Source organism: Uliginosibacterium sediminicola (assembly GCF_039631295.1).
In the GTDB taxonomy this organism is placed as follows: domain Bacteria; phylum Pseudomonadota; class Gammaproteobacteria; order Burkholderiales; family Rhodocyclaceae; genus Viridibacterium; species Viridibacterium sediminicola.
On the sequence record NZ_JBDIVE010000001.1, the window covers coordinates 176,851 to 197,747 of the forward strand.

The following is a 20,897-nucleotide window of genomic DNA, read 5'->3' on the forward strand; positions in this document are numbered from 1 at the left end:
GCCGCTGCCGGACTCATGAACCGCCGCCACGGAGACCAAACATGAGCACCACGACAGTCAAGGAAATACTCGCCGGAAAATCTGCAGAAATCCTCAGCGTCACGCCGGACATCTCGGTCTATGCCGCGCTGGAACTAATGGCCAAGGCCGACATCAGCGCTGTGCTGGTGCTCGAAGGCGAGCGTCTGGTAGGCATCTTCACCGAACGCGACTACGCCCGCAAAGTCATCCTGCGCGGCCGCAGCTCTCGTGAATCAAGCATCGGCGAGCTGATGACGCAGAACCTGCTGACCATCTCGCCCAACCATACGGTCGACGACATCATGTCCATCATGACCGAGAACCGCTTCCGTCACCTGCCGGTGGTCGATCACGGCAAACTGGTCGGCATCGTCACTATCGGCGATGCCGTCAAAGCCGTCATGGAAGAACAGCGCCAGACGATTGCCCAGCTCTCAAGTTACATCGCGGGTGATCTCACCACCTGAGTGGCCGAACACCGACTCCATCAGGTAATCCTCCTTGCGCCCATGCTGGGCCAGCATGGTGCGCAAGCGCAGGGATTCGCCGAGGTAGCTGCTCACATCGCACACGGCCAGTGCGCCCCCCATGTAATCCATCATCCCGTTCATCTGATGATGTTCGCGGCGCATGATCGCCACCGAGGTGGAGTTAGCGAAGGACAGGCGCTCGAAAGCGGGGAACAGCTCGTCTTCTTCCGCTTCGAAATGCGCACGCATCGAAGTGCGGAAGCGGCTATAGGTCTCCTCGGCCTGCGTCCAGTCCTCGCGCTGCACCAGCTTGTCCAGCGTCATCAGCAACTCGTCGCAGCGACGGTGCATGTCTTCGAACAGTTCGGCAACCAGCATGGCTCGCTCCTCGCTTGTATTCTTGAGGCCCCATTCTGCGCCGCCAGACATAGGCTTAATTGAGGCAGATCAAGCCCTCAGTGGGCGATAATCGCTACTTCGAATGTCTGTTCCTTCACGTGCTACACCATGAAATCTGATCGCGCTGTTGTCCTGCTCTCGGGCGGACTTGATTCTGCAACCTGTCTGGCCATCGCTCGCGATGCCGGGCTCGAAACCTATGCCTTGTCGGTCGCCTATGGCCAGCGCCATGCCGCCGAGCTGGACGCCGCGCAGCGCGTCGCGGCCGCCCTTGGGGCGCGCGAACATCGTGTCGCCAATGTCGATCTGGGGCAGTTCGGTGGCTCGGCGCTGACCGACAGTTCGCTGACCGTGCCGGTCGATGGCATCCAGCCGGGCATCCCGATCACCTATGTGCCAGCACGCAATACCGTGATGCTGTCGCTGGCGCTGGGCTGGGCCGAAGTGCTTGAGGCGCAGCACATTTATGTCGGCGTCAATGCGGTGGATTATTCCGGCTATCCGGATTGCCGGCCGGAATTCATCGCCGCCTTCGAGCGCATGGCTCAGCTGGCGACCAAGGTCGGTGTCGAGGGTTTGTCACTGCAGATTCATGCGCCGCTGATCGATCTCTCCAAAGCCGAGATCATCCAGCTGGGCACTGGTCTGGGGGTCGATTACGGGATGACCGTATCGTGCTACAAGGCCGACGCGGCAGGCCGCGCCTGTGGCCAGTGCGACTCCTGCCGCCTGCGCAGCGCAGGCTTTGCCGAAGCCGGACTGGCGGACCCGACGCGCTATCAGGGCTGATCGCGCGCAGGGCCCGAACGCTTGCTACGCCACCAGAGCGGTGGTGTGGTAAGCGATCATCCACTCTTCATTGGTCGGCACCACGGCGACCGTGACCTTGCTCTCGGCACTGCTCACAATCGCCGTCTTGCCGCGCTGCTTGTTGGCTTGCGGGTCAATCGCCGCGCCCAGCCAGCCGAGGTATTGCACGATCTCGGCGCGCACTTCACAGCCGTTTTCACCGATGCCGCCGGTGAACACCAGCGCGTCCAGACCGCCTGCCGCCATCGCCAGCGAACCGATCTCGCGCGCCACGCGATAGCAGAACAGCTCGATCGCCTGACGTGCTTCCGGCGCATCGCTGGCTTCGAGCGTGCGCATGTCCTGGCTGATGCCGGAGACGCCAAGCAGGCCCGATTCCTTGTAGATGAAACGCACCAGATCATCGGCGGTGTAACCGTGTTGTTCGACCATGTACAGCAGCACGCCGGGGTCGATGGAGCCGGTGCGGGTGCCCATCATCACGCCTTCAGCAGCGGTAAAGCCCATCGAGGTTGCCACACACTTGAGGTCGCGCAGCGCCGAGATCGAACCACCATTGCCGAGGTGGGCGATCAGCACCGCACCACGGGCCAGCTTGTCGCCGAGCAGGGCCGGCAGCTGACGCGAGACGAAATCGTAAGAGGAACCGTGGAAGCCGTAGCGCTTGACGCCTTCAGCCGTGATCTTGCGCGGAATCGCGTAGGTCTGCGCCACCCAGGGCTGGGTGCGATGGAAAGCGGTGTCGAAACAGGCCACTTGCGGCAGCTTCGGGTACTTGGCGGCCAGCGTGCGGATCGGGCGCAGATTGTGCGGTTGATGCAGCGGACCCAGGGGAATGAAGGTCTCAAGCTTGGCGAACACCTCAGGCGTCACCAGCACCGGTGCGCTGTAATCCTCGCCACCATGCAGGACGCGATGGCCAACGGCCTCCAGCTCGATATTGCGGCCTTCCACCCATTCGAGCAGATGGTCCAGCGCGATCTGATGCGCGGTTTCAAGATCAGCGCCCGGCGTCGGAATCTCGGTGTCGAGCAGGGTCTTGCCGTCAATGTCCTTGGCGACGAAGCGGATGTCGGCGCCAATGCCATCAATCTGACCGCGGAAGATGGACGGAGCGCCTTCGGTCAAGGGCGTCTCGAACATTGCGAATTTCAGGCTGGAAGAGCCCGCATTGATCACCAGTAGCGCTTTCATCAAAACCTCGAAACCTGTGAGCCGGGTTTCGCCGACATGGCAACCCGGGCATGATTCATTGTAGCTATCGTAAACCCTAGCAATCATGACACGAATCAAAGTACGCGGCAGTGCAGCACGGCACAGGCGCCACGCTGCGCGGTGATAAGATTGCGCGCTCGACGTCGCCAGCGGATCCGTTCATGCAGGTCATCATTCTCGCAGCAGGTCAGGGCAAGCGCATGCACTCGCGCCTGCCCAAAGTCCTTCAACCGATTGCCGGGCAAGCCATGCTCAAGCATGTCATCAATACAGCCCGCGCACTGCAGCCGGAGAGCATCTGCGTGGTCTTCGGTCACGGTGGCGATCAGGTGCGCGCAGCCCTGCCCGATGCCGACCTCGCCTGGGCCGAACAGGCGCAGCAGCTGGGCACCGGCCATGCCGTGCAGCAAGCCATGCCGCACATCGCCGACCACGGCCTTGCGCTGATCCTCTACGGCGACGTGCCGCTGACGCGCGCGGACACCCTGAGCGGACTGGTGCAGGCCAGCGCTGGCGAACATCTGGCCCTGCTCACCGTCACCCTCGAAGAACCCAAAGGTTATGGCCGCATCGTGCGCGACGATGCCGGCAAGGTGTTGGCCATCGTCGAGGAGAAAGACGCCAGCCCGGCGCAGCGCGAGATATGCGAAGTCAATACCGGCATCCTCTGCGTGCCGGTCGCCAGACTACGCGGCTGGCTGGCGCGTCTGTCGAACAACAACGCGCAGGGCGAGTACTACCTCACCGACATCATCGCCATGGCGGTGGCCGATGGCGTGCAGGTCAAAACCTCGCAACCGGCAGCGGTTTGGGAGACGCTGGGCGTCAACAACAAGCAGCAGCTTGCCGAGCTGGAACGCATCCACCAGCGCAACATCGCCAATCGATTGCTCGAAGGTGGCGTGACCCTGATCGACCCGGCGCGCATCGACGTGCGCGGCGAGCTGCGCTGCGCCAACGATGTCGAGATCGATGTCGGTTGCATTTTCGAAGGCACGGTCGAACTGGGCGAAGGCGTGCGCATCGGCGCCTACTGCGTGCTGCGCAATGTCAGCATCGCCGCCGGCACCCAGCTCTCGCCCTTCTGCCACCTCGACGGCGCGCAGGTCGACACGCATTGCAGCATCGGCCCCTTCGCCCGCCTGCGCCCCGGCACCCAGCTGGGTCAGGATGTGCATGTCGGCAATTTCGTGGAGATCAAGAACAGCCACCTGGGCGACGGCACCAAGGCTGGCCATCTGGCCTATGTCGGTGATGCCGAGGTCGGCCGCGAGGTCAATATCGGCGCCGGCGTGATCACCGCCAATTATGACGGCGTCAACAAGCACCGCACCCTCATCGGCGACCAGGCCTTCATCGGCTCGGATTCGCAACTGATTGCGCCAGTCAGCATTGGCGAGGGCGCCTTTATCGCAGCCGGTTCGACCATCTCGCGCAATGCGCCCGAGAAGGAATTGACCCTGTCACGCGCACGCCAGGTCACCCTGCCCGGCTGGAAGCGCCCGGTCAAAAAGAGCTAAGCCCTCAAGGCAGCGGGCACCGGCCGCGTGCATGGCACGCACCCGCTGCACCTTGTCCGCCAGGGCAAGCCAATAAATCCGGGCAAAACAGCACACTCCCGTCAAACCTGAGCGTGGCTTGCTTGTTGCTTGAACACCCCGCCCCAATTCAGCGCGCGCGCTCCGGGGATGGCTTCTTGCAAACGAGGATAGTGATGCTCAGATTGATCCGCTTGTTCGTGCTGATGTGCGCCGCTCTCAGCGGCATCGCATCGGCCGCCAGTTTTCCCGTATCCCGCATCAACTTCGAGAGTGGCAAAGCCGAGCTGACGCTCGAAGCGATGAGCACGCTGAGCAGCCTCGCGGTCTATCTGGCGCAAACGCCGAGCGCCGAAGTCAGCATGTTCAGCTATGCCGCCGACAATGGCAGCGACAGCCTCAACCTGGCACAGCTGCGCGCCGCCAGCATCCGCAACAGCCTCAGCGCAGCCGGCATCAAAGAGCCGCGCGTCAATCTGGTCGTCAATGCCATGGAGGCCGGTGGCAGCGGCGCGGATCAGGTCGAACTCTCCGCCGCACCGGCGGCCAGCGCGCCCGACACCGCGGCGGCGACACCAGCCCTGCCCGACCCCGAAACGCTCAGCGCGCCAGGCACCGTGAACAAGGAGCGCATCAATACCGGCGACACGGCCTGGATGCTCTGCGCCACGGCCCTCGTCCTGCTGATGACGATTCCCGGTCTGGCACTGTTCTACGCCGGCATGGTGCGCAAGAAGAATGTGTTGGCAACGATGATGCAAAGCCTCGCCATCACCTGCCTGGTCACCGTGCTGTGGTGGGCCTGCGGCTACAGCCTGAGCTTCACGCCGGGCAGCGGCCCGTACCTGGGCGGCTACACCCGCGTGATGATGGATGGCCTGGTCTTCATCAAGGATGCCGGGCGTCTGTCGGTCTCGCATCTGGCGCCAAATATCCCCGAGTCGGTGTACGCGATGTACCAGCTGACCTTCGCCATCATCACCCCGGCGCTGATCTGCGGCGCCTTTGCCGAACGCATGAAGTTCTCAGCGATGCTGTGGTTCATGCTGCTGTGGTCGGTGCTGGTCTACGCGCCAGTGGCCCACTGGATGTGGGAGCCCTCGGGCTGGCTGGCCACCATGGGCATGCTCGATTTTGCCGGCGGTACGGTGGTGCACGTCAATGCCGGCATCGCCGCGCTGGCCTGTGTCATTGTCATGGGGCCGCGCCTGGGCTATGGGCGCGAATCGATGGCGCCGCACAACCTGGGCCTGACCATCACCGGCGCCGCCCTGCTGTGGGTCGGCTGGTTCGGCTTCAACGCCGGCTCTGCCGTCGCCGCCGACGGGCGCGCGGGCATGGCCATGCTGGCGACCCAGCTGGCCACCGCATCGGCCGCCCTGAGCTGGATGCTGGTCGAATGGATACTCAATCGCAAGCCGACCGTGCTGGGCATGGCCACCGGCGCCGTAGCGGGTCTGGTGACCATCACGCCGGCCTCCGGCTTCGTCGACCCGACGGCAGCGCTGATCATCGGCGCGCTCGGCAGCGTGGCCTGCTGCCTGGCCTCGACCAAACTCAAGCGCATGTTCGGCTATGACGATTCACTCGACGTGTTCGGTGTGCATTGTATCGGCGGCGCCGTCGGTGCCGTGCTGACCGGAGTCTTCGCAGACAAACAGATCGGCGGCGTCGAGGGCAGCCTGCAGGTGCAGCTGCTGGGCGTGGGCGCAACCCTGGTGTATTCCTTCGTCGTCAGCTGGGTGATCCTCAAGCTGATCGATCTGATCATGGGGCTGCGGGTCGATCAAGGGGACGAACAAGTCGGACTGGATGTCGCCCAGCATGGCGAACAGGTGCTGTAAGCCGGCCTCAGCGCATACCGGGCGAACATTCGCACAGCCCACGTGACAGGGCCGCCGGAAAAGCTGTTGCATAGCTTTATCCGGCGGCCCTTTGATTCCCAGGCTATTCGCCAGCCTTCCCTGCCGCGCAGGCGGCGCTAGGCTGACGCGGCGCTGCTATTGATTTCGCGGTGGCGACGTTCAAGTTCCTGGCGCAGCTGGCGGCGCATCTGCGCGGCTTCGGCACGGCGGCATTCGTCGGGCGTCACGGGCGTAAGCGGCGGCACCTTGGTCGCCTTGCCCTGTTCGTCGACCGCCACCATCGTGAAGAAGCAGCTATTGGCATGGCGTACGACACGGCTCTGGATGTTCTCGGTAATCACCTTGATGCCGACTTCCATCGAGGTATTGCCGGTGTAGTTGATCGAGGCCAGGAAGGTCACCAGCTCGCCGACGTGGATCGGCTGGCGGAACGTCACCTGATCCACCGACAGGGTCACCACATAGCGCCCGGCGTAGCGACTGGCGCAGGCATAAGCCACCTGGTCGAGCAGCTTGAGGATGGCGCCGCCGTGCACATTGCCGGAGAAATTCGCCATATCAGGCGTCATCAGCACGGTCATCGCCAGCTGGTGTGAAGGCAGGTGTTCAGTCATGCGGCAGATTCCGTTTCTTCAGCGTTTCTCAGATTACTCAAGCCGCTTCGCCCAGATAGGCGCTGCGTACTTTGGGGTCATGCAGCAGCGCTTCGCCCGTGCCGGAGAGCGTGATCAGGCCGCCATCCATGACATAGGCACGCTGCGAAAACTTCAGCGCCAGATTAGCGTTCTGCTCGACCAGCAAAACGGTCACGCCTTCGCGCACGACCGATTGCACGACCTCGAAAATCTTCTCGACGAACAGCGGCGCCAGACCCATCGAGGGCTCGTCGAGCAGCAGCAGCTTGGGGCGCGAAAGCAAGGCGCGACCAATCGCCAGCATCTGCTGCTCGCCGCCCGACAGCGTCCCGGCAACCTGATGCAGGCGCTCCTTGACGCGCGGCAGCATCTCGAACACGTGTTGCATATCGGCCTCGATGCCCGCCTTGTCGCTGCGGATGTAAGCGCCCATGCGCAGATTTTCTTCGACCGTCAGCCGCGTGAAGATGCCCCGCCCTTCCGGCACCAGGGCCAGGCCGCGTACGACACGCAGATGCGGCGGCACGCTGTTGATGCGCTCGCCCGCGTAGAGCAGCTCGCCCTCGGCAATCGGCAGGATGCCGGCGATGGCATTGAGGGTGGTGGTCTTGCCGGCACCGTTGGCGCCGATCAGCGAGACCAGCTCGCCGCTGTGCAGCTCCAGATCAATGCCTTTGACGGCCTCGATCTGCCCGTACGAGACACGCAGATTCGACAGGCGCAGCAGGGGTGAAGTGGTGTGATCAGGCATGTGTTCCTGCTCCCAGATAAGCCTCGATCACGGCGGGGTCACGCTGCACCACGGCCGGTACATCCTCGATCAGCAATTGTCCAAAATTCAGTACCGCGACACGGTCGCACAAGCCCATCACGAGCTTGACGTCGTGCTCGATGAGCAGCACCGTCACACCATCGTGGCGGATGGTTTCGATCAGCTTGCGCAGCTGCGCCGTTTCGGTCGCATTCATGCCGGCAGCCGGTTCGTCGAGCGCCAGCAGTTGCGGTTCGGTGGCCAGTGCGCGGGCAATTTCGAGGCGGCGCTGATCACCGTAGGAAAGATTCTTCGACACGGTGTTGGCAAAGCGCTCGATGCCGACGTACTTGAGCCATTCATAGGCGCGCTCGGTGACCACACGCTCCTCTTCACGCACATGCTTGCTCTGCATGAGGATGCCGAACAGTCCGGCATGCGTGCGCGTGTGATGGCCGACCATCACGTTCTCCAGCGCCGTCAGCTCGCGGAACAGACGGATGTTCTGGAAGGTGCGCGCGATGCCACGCTCGACGATCTCGTGCGGCACGCCAAAGGGAAGTTCGGAGCCGCCAAACACGAACTCGCCGGCGTCCGGCACATAGGCGCCGCTGAGCACATTGAAAAAGGTCGTCTTGCCGGCACCATTCGGACCGATCAAGCCATAGACCTCACCCTTGTTGATCGACAGCGACACATCGGAGAGCGCCTGCAAGCCGCCAAAGCGCTTGTTGATGCCACGGGCTTCAAGCAGCTTGATCATGCGGCACCTCCCGACTTTACGTCCGACTCAGCTGCTTTTACCCCCAGCAACTCCGGCCGCGAATAGCGCGAATGCGCAGGGATCAGGCCGGCGGGCCGCAACATCATCATCAGGATCAGCGCCATCGCATGCACCAGCATGCGCAGGATTTCGGGGTCGAGCAGCACCTTGCCGAACAGCGCACTCTGCATCGGGATGGCATAGCTGCGCAGCGCCTCGGGCAACCACGAAAGCACCAGGGCGCCGACGATCACCCCGGCGATATTGCCCATGCCGCCGAACACCACCATCGCCAGCACGGTGATCGACTCCATCAGCGAGAAACTCTCGGGGCTGACGAAGCCCTGGAACGCACCGAACAGGCCACCTGCCACGCCGCCAAAGGTTGCGCCCATGGCAAAAGCCATCAGTTTGAGGTTGCGCAGATTGATGCCGACCGCCTTGGCCGCCAGATCGTCATCACGAATCGCCGCCCAGGCACGCCCGATGCGCGACACCTGCAAGCGCTGCACCAGCAGCACCGAGAGCACGACGAAGCAGAGGAAGACGTAGTAATAGACCAGCAAGGGATGGATCGAGAAATCCTCACCGATGCGGATGCGTTTGGAGACATCGAAGCCGAAGATCACCAGGGAGTCGAGCATGTTGATGCCCTGCGGCCCGTTGGTGATGTTGATCGGGTGGTTCAGATTGTTCATGAAGATGCGCACGATCTCGCCGAAACCCAGGGTGACGATGGCGAGGTAATCACCACGCAGGCGCAAGACCGGAAAGCCGAGAATCACCCCGGCCAGCGCGGCAAAGGCCGCCCCTGCCGGCAGGACGATCCAGAACGGCAGATGCAGGCCGAAGTGCGGACTGGCGAGGAAGGCCCAGGTGTAGGCACCCACCGCGTAGAAGGCGATGTAACCCATGTCGAGCAGACCGGCGAAACCGACCACCAGGTTGAGGCCGATGGCGAGCATCACGTAGAGCAGCGCAAAGTCGAGGATGCGCACCCAGGCAGGCCCGACCGAGATGGCCAGCAGCGGCGCGGCCAGGATCAGGGCGAGCACGATGTAACGCGCCAGCGCCGGATGACGCGTATTGAAGTAAGGAATCAGACTGGCTAGATCGTTCATGATTTTCTTTTTTTAAGTCCCCTGTGCGCCCGCTCAGGCGCGATCCGCAACACGCTCGCCGAGCAGTCCCGTGGGGCGGAAGATCAGCACCGCGCCCAGGATCACAAAGGCGAAGATGTCCTGGTAGCTCGAATTGAAGAAGCCGAAACTGAACTGCTCGATGTAGCCGGCGCCAATCGACTCCACCAGCCCCAGCACGATGCCGCCAAGCATGGCGCCGGCCAGGTTGCCGATGCCGCCGAGCACCGCCGCAGTGAAGGCCTTGAGACCGGGAATGGTGCCCATGGTGCTGTGCGCGATGCCGTAGTTGGAGGCGATCATCACCCCGGCGACGGCGGCCAGGGCCGAGCCGATCACGAAGGTCAGCGCGATAATGCCGTTCGCATTGACGCCCATCAGCGCCGCGATGCGGTGATTCTCGGCCGTGGCGCGCATGGCGCGGCCGATACGCGTCTTGTTCACCAACAGAGTGAGGGCCAGCATCAGCAGGCCGGAAGAGATCACGATGACGATCTGCACCGGCGTGATGAACACCCCGTCGATCAGCTGCAGCGGCGTCGTCGAGATCAGCTGCGGGAAGCTGTAGTAATTGCGGCCCCAGATGATCATCGCCGCGGTCTGCAGCAGGAAGGAGACGCCGATGGCGGTGATCAGCGGCGCCAGGCGCGGCGCATTGCGCAGGCGTCGATAAGCGGCGCGCTCCATCACATAGCCCACAAGCATCGCCGCCGGAATCGACACCGCCATGCCGAAGGCGAGGGTCGGTAGCGCACCGAGATTCGGCCAGGTGTGCTGGGCAAAGCTGATCGCCTGGAGTGCAATCAAGGCACCGACCATGAGCACATCGCCGTGTGCAAAATTGATCAAGCCAAGAATGCCGTAGACCATCGTGTAGCCCAGTGCGACCAGGGCATACATGCTGCCGACGACCAGCCCGTTGATGATTTGCTGCAGTAGGGTTTCCATGCTTGGCTACTCGCAAGAAGCGAGCCCGGAAAAATAAGGGTGGATGAAAGCTGCTCTCAAAAAAATGGCGCGACCAATGCCGCGCCATTTCCCTCGTTGAAACCGCTTACTTGAGCGGCTCCCACTTGCCTGCCTTGAGCGTGTAGACGGTGACCACGCCGTCCTTCAGATCGCCCTTCTCATCGAACTTGATGGTGCTGGTGACGCCCTTGAACTGGATTTTCTTGAGCGCCGGCAAATACTTGGCCGGCTCCACCGAGCCTGCCGCCTTCATCGATTCGATGATCGCCGAAGCGGCATCGTAGGCGTAGGGCGAGTAAGCCTGCACCTCGGCATCAAAGCGCTTCTTGAAGCGCGTACGGAACTGGGTCATCTGATCCAGCGGCACGCCAGGCTGGGTGCAGTAAGCACTGCCTTCGGTGATCGAATCGCCCGCGAGCTTGATCAGCTCGGGCGTACACCCACCGTCCCCCATCAGGAAGGTGGCCTTGATGCCCAGCTGCTTGATCTGCTTGGCCATCGGCCCGCCTTGCGGGTCCATGCCGCCGAAGAAAATGACCTCGGGGTTCTGCGCCTTGACCTTGGTGAGAATGGTCAGGAAGTCGGTTGCCTTGTCGGTCGTGAATTCACGCGTCGTCACCGTGCCACCGCCAGCCTTGACGGCCTTGTCGAACTCATCGGCGAGCCCCTGGCCGTAGGCCGAGCGGTCGTCGATCACGGCGACCTTCTTGCCCAGCTTGCTGAGCGCGAACTTGGCGGCCGCCGGGCCTTGCTTGCCGTCATGCGCCATGACGCGGAAGACGTTCTCGAAACCTTGCTGGGTCAGTGCTGGATTGGTAGCCGAGGGCGAGATCATGACGATGCCGGCCTGGTTGTAAATGCGCGAAGCGGGAATCGTGGTGCCGGAATTCATGTGCCCGACAACGCCCTTCACGCCTGCATCAACGAGGCGTTGCGCGACAGCAGTGCCTTGCTTGGGGTCAGCCTGGTCGTCTTCACCGACCAGCTCGAACTTCACTTTCTTGCCAGCAATCGTCACGCCTTTGGCGTTGTAGTCCTCGATCGCCAGACGCACACCGTTTTCGGTGTCCTTGCCCAGATGCGCCTGAGCACCGGTGAGCGGCGCCGAACTACCAATCTTGACGATCAGGTCTTCGGCCTGCGCCGCGCCCATCGCCAGTACGGATAAAGCAATAATGGTTTTCTTCATGAACACCTCCGCAACACACAATTGAAGTCCGGATAGACCCGCCTAGCTCCTGCGTGCCCCCGAGCTGAAACCTGCAGAGGGATGTTACAGAAATTGCGGCATGAACAGAACGTCGATCACCGCAGCATCGCGCAATTTGCGGCGCCCACTCTTGATCCAGCACCAACTGTATGCACGCGGCACCCACGGGTGCTGCAAAAACTGGCATCGCCAGGCCTGCAAAGGTAGAATGCGCATCTGTCCGAGGAGCGCTGCGAGGCAGGCCGATCGATCATGCGGCCCCACCCCAGGCTCGGACCCCGCCGCACCAAGCTGTGCGACGGCCTGATTCAACGGCGCTCACCGCTTCATGCAGATCATGTGTGGATTGCCGGTGAGCCTGTCATACGCCACCTGTGGCCCCACACCCTTGCCGGTCTGCCTGAGCGCTGAATGCAACGCCCGGAGATACCCATGCAAGCCGACCGCACGACAGAACTCAAGCAGCTCCTCGCCGAACGCATCCTCGTCCTCGACGGCGGCATGGGCACCATGATCCAGCAGTACAAGCTCGGCGAGGCGGACTATCGCGGCACACGCTTTGCGGACTTCCCGCGCGACCTCAAGGGCAATAACGACCTGCTCCTGCTCACCAAACCCGAGGTCATCGGCGAAGTGCACCGCGCCTACCTCGACGCAGGCGCAGACATCATCGAAACCAACACCTTCAACGCCACGCGCGTCTCGCAAGCCGAATACGGTCTCGAAGAAGTTGCCTACGAACTCAACGTCGCGGGTGCCAGGCTCGTGCGTGAGATCTGTGATGAATACACCGCGAAAAACCCGGCCAAGCCGCGCTTTTGCGCTGGCGTCATCGGCCCGACCTCGCGCACCCTGTCGATCTCGCCGGACGTCAACGACCCCGGCTTCCGCAACATCAGTTTTGAAGCGCTGGCCGAGGACTACTACCAGTCCGCCAAGGGCCTGATGGAAGGCGGCGCGGATCTCTTGCTGATCGAGACGGTGTTCGACACGCTCAACGCCAAGGTCGCCGTGTATGCGGTGCAGAAGCTGTTCGAGGACCTCGGCCGTCGGCTTCCGATCATGATCTCCGGCACCATCACCGATGCTTCGGGCCGCACCTTGTCCGGTCAGACCGCCACCGCTTTCTGGAACTCGCTGGCTCACGCCAAGCCGATCAGCTTCGGCCTCAACTGCGCGCTGGGCGCCAAGGAACTGCGCCAGTACGTCGCCGAGATTTCCGGCGTCGCCAACACCTACATCTCGGCCCACCCGAACGCCGGCCTGCCGAATCCGCTCGCCCCCACCGGCTACGACGAAACGCCCGAGCAGCTCGCGGGCGACATCAAGGAGTGGGCCGAGTCTGGCTTCCTCAATATCGTCGGCGGCTGCTGCGGCACCACGCCCGCGCACATCAAGGCGGTGGCTGATGTCGTGGCGAACATCAAGCCACGCGTGATCCCCGACATCGAAGTGCGCCAGCGCCTCTCCGGCCTGGAGTCCTTCACGATCGGCAAGGACAGCCTGTTTGTGAACGTCGGCGAGCGCAACAATGTCACCGGCTCCAAGGCCTTCGCGCGCATGATTCTCGAAGGCCGCTTCGACGACGCACTCGCCGTCGCGCGCCAGCAGGTCGAGAACGGCGCCCAGGTCATCGACATCAACATGGACGAAGCCATGCTCGATTCGAAGGCAGCGATGGAGCGCTTCTTGAAGCTCATCGCCTCCGAGCCGGACATCAGCAAGGTGCCGATCATGATCGACTCCTCCAAATGGGAGGTGATCGAAGTCGGCCTGCAGTGCATTCAGGGTAAGGGCATCGTCAATTCCATCTCGATGAAGGAAGGCGAAGCCGCCTTCCTGCATCACGCTAAGCTGTGCATGCGCTACGGCGCGGCAGCGGTGGTGATGGCCTTCGACGAGAAGGGCCAGGCCGACACCTACCAGCGCAAGATCGAGATCTGCCAGCGCGCCTACGATCTGCTGATGACGATTGGCTTCCCGCCGGAAGACATCATCTTCGACGCCAACATCTTCGCCATCGCCACCGGCATCGAAGAGCACAACAACTACGCCGTCGACTTCATCGAAGCCGTGCGCTGGATTCACACCAACCTGCCCTACGCCAAAACCAGCGGCGGTGTGTCCAACGTGAGCTTCAGCTTCCGTGGCAACGACCCGGTGCGCGAGGCGATTCACACCGTCTTCCTCTACCACGCCATCAAGGCGGGCCTCAGCATGGGCATCGTCAACGCCGGTCAGCTCGGCGTGTATGACGACCTCGACCCGGTGCTGCGCGAGAAGGTCGAAGACGTTGTATTGAATCGTCATCCCGAAGCAGGCGAACGCCTTGTCGAGTTCGCGCAAACCGTGAAGGGACAAGCCAAGGAAAACGTGCAGGATCTTGCCTGGCGCGAATGGCCGGTCGAAGAACGCTTGTCGCACGCGCTGGTCAAAGGCATCACGCAATTCGTCGTCGAAGACACCGAGGAAGTCCGCGCCAAGCTGCTGAGTGAGGGCAAGCCGCCGCTGGCCGTCATCGAAGGCCCGCTGATGGCCGGCATGGCCGTGGTCGGCGATCTGTTCGGCGCGGGCAAGATGTTCCTGCCGCAGGTGGTGAAATCCGCCCGCGTCATGAAATCCGCCGTCGCGCATCTGATCCCCTATATCGAGGAAGAGAAGAAGCGCACCGGCGCCGCCGGCAAGGGCAAGATCATCATGGCCACGGTGAAGGGCGACGTGCATGACATCGGCAAGAACATCGTCGGCGTGGTCTTGAGCTGCAATGGCTACGAAGTCATCGACCTCGGCGTGATGGTGCCGACCGAGAAGATTTTGCACGCCGCCAAGGAACACGGCGCACAGGTCATCGGCCTGTCCGGCCTGATCACGCCCTCGCTCGAAGAGATGAGCTTTGTCGCCAGCGAAATGCAGCGCCAGGGCTTCGACATTCCGCTGCTGATCGGTGGCGCCACCACCAGCCGTGCCCACACCGCAATCAAGATCGCGCCGCACTACGAGCAGCCGATTGTGTACGTGCCCGACGCCTCGCGCGCCGTAGGCGTGGTCACCAGCTTGCTCAGCATCGACGGCCGAGCCAGCTTCGTCGCCGAGATCGCAGCCGACTACGAGAAGGTGCGCCAGCAGCACGCAGCCAAGGCCGGCGTGAAGCTCGTCAGCCTGGAAGCAGCACGCGCCAACAAGTTCAAGTGGAATGCCGACGCGAGTTACGTTCCCGCGAAACCCTCGCGCCCCGGCATCCAGCGCCTGCGCAATATCGACCTCGCTACGCTCGCCGAGTACATCGACTGGGGCCCCTTCTTCCAGACCTGGGACCTCGCCGGCCCCTACCCCGCGATCCTCACGGATAAGGTCGTCGGCGAGACCGCGACCAATGTCTTCAAGGACGCGCAGAAGATGCTCAAGACGGCGATTGATCAGCGCTGGATCGAAGTGCACGCCGTCTTCGGCCTCTTCCCCGCTGCGGCGCAGAACGACACGGTGCTCATCTATGGTGACGAATCACGCGGCGAAGTCGTCGCGCAATGGCACGGCTTGCGCCAGCAACACGAGCGCCCCGCAGGCAAACCCAACTACTGCCTCAGCGACTTCATTGCGGATGCCGACAGCGGCACGCCCGACTGGATCGGCGCCTTCGCCGTGAGCGCCGGCCGTAACCTGGAGAAGCGCGTCGCCGAATACGAAGCGCAGCACGACGATTACCACGCCATCATGCTCAAGGCCATCGCCGACCGCTTCGCCGAAGCCGCCGCCGAATGGCTGCACCAGCGCGTGCGCAAGGAATACTGGGCTTACGCGCCCGACGAAGCACTGAGCAACGACGAAATGATCGCCGAGAAATACCAGGGCATTCGCCCCGCCCCCGGCTACCCGGCCTGCCCGGATCACACCGCCAAGGGCGAGCTGTTCAAGCTGATCAACCCGACGGAAGCCATCGGCCTGGAACTCACCGAAACCTTCGCCATGAATCCGGCGGCGGCCGTTTCAGGCTTCTACCTCGCCCACCCCGAAGCGCACTACTTCGCCGTGAGCAAGATTGCGGACGACCAGATGAAGGACTGGGCTCAGCGCGCGGGGTTCAGTGAGGCGGAGGCGAAGCGTTGGCTGGCGCCTTTGCTTTAGGCCACTTGTAGCGTTTACTATTTTTAGTTCAGATTAGTAGACTTCACTAGAAGGGCCGTGCTAATTTCTACTAATCAATATCATGATTAGTAGAAACCGGCATGCGCATTCCCCGCATCACCCCTTCGTTTGAAGCGCTGCTCAGCAAGCCCGAAACCCTGGGACTGCTTGCCCAGCACGCGAATCCCTTGCCGGCCGGCCGCTATCTCCATCAGGAGGAACTGCGCTATCGCTCCCCCCCGGAAGGCCTCGACCATGAACAATGGTGGGGCGCGACCTGCCTGGGCCGCCTCCCCCTGCTGTGCGAACTCCCGCTCAACGACAAACTCGGGCGCCCCTTCCGCTTCGCCACGCCACAGCCCGTCCTGATCGACCTGCATCACATCGACCGCGATGCAGCAGGCCAGATCCGCGCACCGGAAGGCGCGCCGATCCATGAGAACAAGCAGCGCTATCTACTCGCCTCGCTGATCGAGGAAGCCATCACGTCCAGCCAACTCGAAGGCGCGGCCACCACGCGCAAGGTCGCGGCAGCCATGTTGCGCGAAGGACGAGCGCCCCGCGACCACAGCGAGCAGATGATCTTCAACAACTATCACGCGATGGAACATCTGCGCGAACTACGCAACGAGCCCATCACACCGCAGCACATCCTCGAACTGCACCGTATCCTCACCGTCGACACGCTCGACAACCCCGACGACGCAGGTCGCCTGCGGAGCAGTAACGATGTTGAAGTCGTCGACCAGCGCAATGGCGACATACTGCATACCCCGCCAGGCTTCAGTGAGCTGCCGCAGCGCCTCGAAACGCTATGCGCATTCGCCAACGCAAGCGAACACAGCACCCCGTTCGTGCATCCCGTGCTGCGCGCGATCCTGCTGCACTTCATGATCGGCTACGACCACCCCTTCGTGGACGGCAATGGCCGCACCGCACGTGCGTTGTTCTACTGGGCCATGGCCCGCAGCGGCTACTGGCTGATGGAGTTCGTCTCCATCTCGCACATCATCAAGAAAGCGCCGGCCCGCTACGTGCGCGCCTACCTGCACACCGAAACCGATCACGGCGACACCACCTACTTCCTGATCCACCAGCTCAGCACCATCCGCCGCGCGATTGCAGCGCTGCACGAATACATCGCGCTCAAAACCGCTGAACGGCAGGCCACCGAAAACATGCTTGCGCGAGAAACACCGTTTTTGCGCTTCCGCCTGAATCATCGCCAGATCGCCATCCTGACCAGCGCCCTCAAGCACCCCCAAGATGCCATTCGCATCGACGCGCACCAGAACACGCACGGTGTGGTGTATCAAACTGCACGCGCCGACCTGCTCGACCTCGAATCCCTCGGCCTGCTCATCAAGAGCAAGCGCGGCAATGCCTATGAGTTCTACCCGGCCGCAGACCTGCAAGCGCGCATCAAGAGCCTTGCGGATCAGCAGCTTTAAGGTGCCAGGACCACACGGCCAAGGGCGAGCTGTTCAAGCTGATCAACCCGACCGAAGCGATTGGTCTGGAACTCACCGAAACCTTCGCCATGAACCCGGCAGCGGCCGTGTCAGGCTTCTACCTCGCCCACCCCGAGGCGCAGTACTTCGCCGTGAGCAAGATTGCGGACGACCAGATGAAGGATTGGGCGCAGCGCGCGGGGTTCAGTGAAGGTGAGGCCAAGCGGTGGTTGGCGCCGTTGTTGTGATGTCTTCGCAGGAGGAATGAAACGGGCCGCGATTGCGGCCCGTTTTACATCGGGTGCGGATAGTCGTAGGGCTAAACTACTCCGGAGACTGCGCCAGCCACCAGAAGGCGACTTCACGCGTACATTGATGCAATGGTAGTGCTCAGCCGTGTTTAGTAATTGGGAGGCGAGTGCCAACCATCTCGGCGGCCCCTCCAAGGAGTTCCGCCTAGGCGCTATGCGAACAGGCGGCTAATGTAGGCTTGGTGGGACAATACGACGGAACAACTAGCGTTCCACAAGACCGGAACATCTGGAGCACGTAATCCTTTCGAGGTCACTTATGGGTGCAATCTGGTTTCCAGCGGGAAGATTAGCCGACTGTTTACACGAGCTTGTTGGATACAAGGCCGGTATTGCCGCCTCTCTTCGTAATCTATGCGATCTCCTCGAAGGGACGAGGTATCCCGATATCGTGCTCGAGTCTGAAGAGCGGATGGTTCGCGTCCGTGCTGAGGAATATGAAAATCTATTCTTCACCCTGCTCGAAAGAATTGGGCATACCGATACGAGGCACAACGGAATATTTGACCTTTATGACTTGCTAGATCAGCTAAAGCAAAAACATGGGGAGCAGTTTGTTACCACCCTGACAAAGATACAAACGCAGAGCCTATTCTCCAGACTGGACAACGTCGGCCCCATTGATCCTTTTCCCATTATCGAAGCCGCGAGAAAGAAACTTGGCCCACAAGGCGGCTTAGCGATGATGGAGATTTTTGACATGCATCAGCGAATCAATGAACTAAGCCCCTACACATCCGAAAGATACGTCCAGTGGGATGATGTAATTCCACTGGATGGTTTGTACGAACGGCCATCCAACAAGGCAAACCATGGCGAATTCATTGACCAGAGATTTATCGACTACCTCGCCGCAAATGTCGCTCAACTATATGAAATGCACTGGCGTAGATTTGAAGAGCTCATTGCTGAGTATTTTCATCGAATCGGTTACAAGGTGGAGCTTGGGCCAGGACAAAATGACGACGGAGTTGATATTCGAGTTTGGAGACCAGAGGAAAACGGACAGGGCGTCGGACAACTACATATTGTTCAATGCAAACGCCAACGGGACAAAATTGAGAAAGTAGTTGTGAAAGGTCTTTACGCAGATGTGATGCATGAAAATGCAGCATGGGGCGTAATCGTCACAACCTCCTCCCTTGCAAAAGGAGCAAAGAAAACTATCGAAGCAAGGGGATATCCAATCCAAGAAGTTGACGGCAATAAAGTTGCCGAATGGTTAACCACACTCCGCACACCAGGAACTGGAATCGTCCGACGCTCAAGTTCCTAAGGCCGTAACCCGGAATGCGTGCCCCAATCGTAGGGTGGGTTCGCGAAGCAACCCACCGCTTTCCGATTACTCATGACGGCGGGTTGTCGCTACGAGCCCAGCCTACACCTTCACGTCTTCTGACGCCGTGCAACGCGCGCGGGCACCTTGTCCGGACTGACCACGGCCCCCACCGCAGCCAGGCCCAGCAAGCGCCTGAAGGTCGGGCATTCCATATGACTGGGCGCCTTGCACGCAGCAGCGTGGCGCAGGCCGTCGCGCATTGCGGTGAGGCGACGGATGTTGCGGTCCAGCTCGTCGGCCTTGGTGCGCAGCAGGGCTCGGTCGATCCGGGGGGCGCCATCGGGCGCGAACATCTGCGCGATCTCGTCGAGCGAGAGGCCGGAGGCACGGCCGAGGGCGATGAGTGCAAGGCGTTCGAGCACGTCAGGGTTGAAGAGGCGGCGCAGGCCGCGACGACCGACGGAGACGATGAGGCCTTTCTCTTCATAGAAACGCAGTGTCGAGGCAGGCACGCCTGACGCCTTGGCGACTTCCGAAATATCCATACAAAGCCCTTGACCTCAAGTTGACTTGAACTCCTAAGCTAGCACTACAGCCTCACGGAGGCCAGCTTTGGAGAGATTCATGGACAAGGTATTGCTCGGCGACCTGTTCGCCACCGTGCTCACCGGCATCGGCGCCACGGCGCTGATGGATGTGTGGGGCGTCATCCGCCACCCGCTGCTGGGCGTGCCCGCGCCGGACTATGGCCTCGTTGGTCGCTGGCTGGCCTGGATGCCGCGCGGACGCTTTCACCACACAGGCATCGCCAAATCAGAGCCCATGCGGCATGAGGGACTGATTGGCTGGACGGCGCACTACCTGACCGGCATCAGCTTCGCGAGCTTGCTGGTACTCACCTACGGGACGGACTGGTTGCACGCGCCGCGTCTTGTGCCAGCACTGCTGGTGAGCCTCGTGACGCTCGCAGCGCCTTTCCTGCTAATGCAACCGGGCATGGGCGCAGGCATCGCAGCATCGCGCACGCCGCGCCCGAATGCGGCGCGCCTGCATAGCCTTATCTCGCATCTGGTGTTTGGTGTCGGGCTGTATCTCTCGAGCTGCGCGGTGCAGCGTCTGCAGCCCCTCTTCGTCTGAACGACGCGCGGGCTCACCGGACCCACGCTACAAACTTTTCCCCCACGTACAGGATCATGTCATGCGCATTCCTTCCCGCTTCGCCCCCATCCTCTTCAGCGCCTTGCTGTCGGCCATCATGGTCTGCATCGTGTCGGCCTTCGTACTGGTCGTCTCGCAGGGCATCCACGCTGGTTTGCCTGCTCAGTGGCTGAGAAGCTGCCTCACGACTTGGCCGGTAGCGTTCCCGACGGTAGCCATCGTTGCACCCTGGGTGCGACGCATTGTCGGGCGACTGACCGCGTAGCGCGTAAGGTGGATCCGCGCAGCAAGCCACCGCTTTCCGATCACTCACTACGGAGGGTTGTCGCTGCGCTCCGAACCCACCCTACCCCAACCGTGCAATCTTCTGCGCGGCCAACTCGACATGCGCTTCCAGCGCCGCCACGCAGGGCGCGAAGCGCAGGCTGAATAGTCCTGTCAGCTTCACAGAGTCCATGAATAGATAGTGATATGCCCATTCGCGCTATCTCTTCGCCCATCCTGGTCCCAAGAGCGGTGGCGCCAACTGACATAAACCCGCATCTTCAATGGGTTAGATGACCCGCTGGCACGCATCACTCGGAGAGTTTCCGGGCAAGAGGCTTCGCCTTGAATAGATGTGCGAATGGATACATGAATAGATAAAGCCTGAAATACGAAGCCTGTGTCGACGACGACCGTCTGCCAGTTGGCTCGGCATCGTCAGGCGGCTGAGGGCGTGAGCTGGGTTGGCAAAGCGACACATCGTTTTTCCGGCGCGCCTTATAAGCCACCGCGCGACGACGCCACGC

General features: G+C 61.8%; 18 protein-coding genes, 1 pseudogene and 1 riboswitch. Of the genes and pseudogenes, 10 read left to right on the forward strand and 9 right to left on the reverse strand.

Going from position 1 to position 20,897, the window contains the following annotated elements:
• Positions 1 to 41 precede the first annotated feature (41 nt).
• Positions 42 to 488 carry a CBS domain-containing protein gene (locus tag ABDB84_RS00865; protein WP_345917775.1) on the forward strand — a complete coding sequence of 149 codons (447 nt, stop codon included), beginning with the start codon at positions 42 to 44 and terminating at the stop codon, positions 486 to 488.
• On the opposite strand, the gene ABDB84_RS00870 is transcribed toward ABDB84_RS00865, so the two are convergent.
• Complete coding sequence (locus tag ABDB84_RS00870) at positions 456 to 869, reverse strand: hemerythrin domain-containing protein (RefSeq protein WP_345917776.1); 414 nt, start codon at positions 867 to 869, stop codon at positions 456 to 458. The genes ABDB84_RS00865 and ABDB84_RS00870 overlap by 33 nt on opposite strands.
• Before the next feature lie 129 nt (positions 870 to 998).
• Between ABDB84_RS00870 and queC the strand changes: the two genes are divergently transcribed.
• Positions 999 to 1,679 carry a 7-cyano-7-deazaguanine synthase QueC gene (queC, locus tag ABDB84_RS00875; protein WP_345917777.1) on the forward strand — a complete coding sequence of 227 codons (681 nt, stop codon included), beginning with the start codon at positions 999 to 1,001 and terminating at the stop codon, positions 1,677 to 1,679.
• A 24-nt stretch (positions 1,680 to 1,703) separates the two neighbouring features.
• Here the strand turns inward: queC and ABDB84_RS00880 are convergent, their stop codons facing one another.
• On the reverse strand, positions 1,704 to 2,894 hold the full coding sequence (locus tag ABDB84_RS00880) for an acetate/propionate family kinase (protein WP_345917778.1): 1,191 nt from the start codon (positions 2,892 to 2,894) through the stop codon (positions 1,704 to 1,706).
• A gap of 182 nt (positions 2,895 to 3,076) precedes the next feature.
• Between ABDB84_RS00880 and glmU the strand changes: the two genes are divergently transcribed.
• Together glmU and amt are read left to right on the forward strand one after the other, a co-directional pair.
• Positions 3,077 to 4,435, forward strand: coding sequence for a bifunctional UDP-N-acetylglucosamine diphosphorylase/glucosamine-1-phosphate N-acetyltransferase GlmU (gene glmU, locus ABDB84_RS00885; protein WP_345917779.1), 1,359 nt, complete (start codon positions 3,077 to 3,079; stop codon positions 4,433 to 4,435).
• Between the two features lie 194 nt (positions 4,436 to 4,629).
• The gene (amt, locus tag ABDB84_RS00890) at positions 4,630 to 6,297 is read left to right on the forward strand and encodes an ammonium transporter (protein WP_345917780.1); all 1,668 of its coding nucleotides are present in this window, start codon (positions 4,630 to 4,632) and stop codon (positions 6,295 to 6,297) included.
• A gap of 137 nt (positions 6,298 to 6,434) precedes the next feature.
• On the opposite strand, the gene ABDB84_RS00895 is transcribed toward amt, so the two are convergent.
• The 6 genes from ABDB84_RS00895 to ABDB84_RS00920 form a co-directional block, all read right to left on the reverse strand.
• Positions 6,435 to 6,932 carry an acyl-CoA thioesterase gene (locus ABDB84_RS00895; protein WP_345917781.1) on the reverse strand — a complete coding sequence of 166 codons (498 nt, stop codon included), beginning with the start codon at positions 6,930 to 6,932 and terminating at the stop codon, positions 6,435 to 6,437.
• A gap of 37 nt (positions 6,933 to 6,969) precedes the next feature.
• A complete protein-coding gene (locus ABDB84_RS00900) occupies positions 6,970 to 7,704 on the reverse strand; it encodes an ABC transporter ATP-binding protein (protein ID WP_345917782.1) in 735 nt (244 codons plus the stop codon).
• A complete protein-coding gene (locus tag ABDB84_RS00905; RefSeq protein WP_345917783.1) occupies positions 7,697 to 8,467 on the reverse strand; it encodes an ABC transporter ATP-binding protein in 771 nt (256 codons plus the stop codon). Before ABDB84_RS00905 ends, ABDB84_RS00900 begins: the two co-directional genes overlap by 8 nt.
• The gene (locus tag ABDB84_RS00910) at positions 8,464 to 9,588 is read right to left on the reverse strand and encodes an ABC transporter permease subunit (RefSeq protein WP_345917784.1); all 1,125 of its coding nucleotides are present in this window, start codon (positions 9,586 to 9,588) and stop codon (positions 8,464 to 8,466) included. The genes ABDB84_RS00905 and ABDB84_RS00910 overlap by 4 nt, the downstream gene beginning before the upstream one ends.
• Before the next feature lie 33 nt (positions 9,589 to 9,621).
• Positions 9,622 to 10,554, reverse strand: coding sequence for a branched-chain amino acid ABC transporter permease (locus tag ABDB84_RS00915; protein ID WP_345917785.1), 933 nt, complete (start codon positions 10,552 to 10,554; stop codon positions 9,622 to 9,624).
• A 106-nt stretch (positions 10,555 to 10,660) separates the two neighbouring features.
• Complete coding sequence (locus tag ABDB84_RS00920) at positions 10,661 to 11,764, reverse strand: branched-chain amino acid ABC transporter substrate-binding protein (RefSeq protein WP_345917786.1); 1,104 nt, start codon at positions 11,762 to 11,764, stop codon at positions 10,661 to 10,663.
• Positions 11,765 to 12,001: 237 nt separating this feature from the next.
• Positions 12,002 to 12,112, forward strand: a riboswitch (S-adenosyl-L-homocysteine riboswitch).
• Positions 12,113 to 12,217: 105 nt separating this feature from the next.
• Between ABDB84_RS00920 and metH the strand changes: the two genes are divergently transcribed.
• The 4 genes and pseudogenes from metH to ABDB84_RS00940 all read left to right on the forward strand — a co-directional run bounded on the left by metH (position 12,218) and on the right by ABDB84_RS00940 (position 18,945).
• Positions 12,218 to 15,907, forward strand: a complete 3,690-nt coding sequence (gene metH / locus ABDB84_RS00925; RefSeq protein ID WP_345917787.1) for a methionine synthase — start codon at positions 12,218 to 12,220, stop codon at positions 15,905 to 15,907.
• Positions 15,908 to 16,008: 101 nt separating this feature from the next.
• Positions 16,009 to 17,358: a Fic family protein gene (locus tag ABDB84_RS00930; RefSeq protein WP_345917788.1), complete on the forward strand. Its 1,350-nt coding sequence runs from the start codon at positions 16,009 to 16,011 to the stop codon at positions 17,356 to 17,358.
• Positions 17,359 to 17,360: 2 nt separating this feature from the next.
• Positions 17,361 to 17,606, forward strand: a pseudogene (locus tag ABDB84_RS00935) (vitamin B12 dependent-methionine synthase activation domain-containing protein); the annotation flags it as partial.
• Positions 17,607 to 17,928: 322 nt separating this feature from the next.
• Positions 17,929 to 18,945, forward strand: coding sequence for a restriction endonuclease (locus ABDB84_RS00940; protein ID WP_345917789.1), 1,017 nt, complete (start codon positions 17,929 to 17,931; stop codon positions 18,943 to 18,945).
• Between the two features lie 110 nt (positions 18,946 to 19,055).
• Here the strand turns inward: ABDB84_RS00940 and ABDB84_RS00945 are convergent, their stop codons facing one another.
• Positions 19,056 to 19,493 carry a helix-turn-helix domain-containing protein gene (locus ABDB84_RS00945; protein ID WP_345917790.1) on the reverse strand — a complete coding sequence of 146 codons (438 nt, stop codon included), beginning with the start codon at positions 19,491 to 19,493 and terminating at the stop codon, positions 19,056 to 19,058.
• Positions 19,494 to 19,572: 79 nt separating this feature from the next.
• Between ABDB84_RS00945 and ABDB84_RS00950 the strand changes: the two genes are divergently transcribed.
• The gene (locus ABDB84_RS00950; RefSeq protein ID WP_345917791.1) at positions 19,573 to 20,085 is read left to right on the forward strand and encodes a DUF2938 domain-containing protein; all 513 of its coding nucleotides are present in this window, start codon (positions 19,573 to 19,575) and stop codon (positions 20,083 to 20,085) included.
• Between the two features lie 61 nt (positions 20,086 to 20,146).
• Positions 20,147 to 20,371, forward strand: a complete 225-nt coding sequence (locus ABDB84_RS00955) for a DUF2798 domain-containing protein (RefSeq protein ID WP_345917792.1) — start codon at positions 20,147 to 20,149, stop codon at positions 20,369 to 20,371.
• The last annotated feature ends 526 nt before the right edge of the window (positions 20,372 to 20,897 follow it).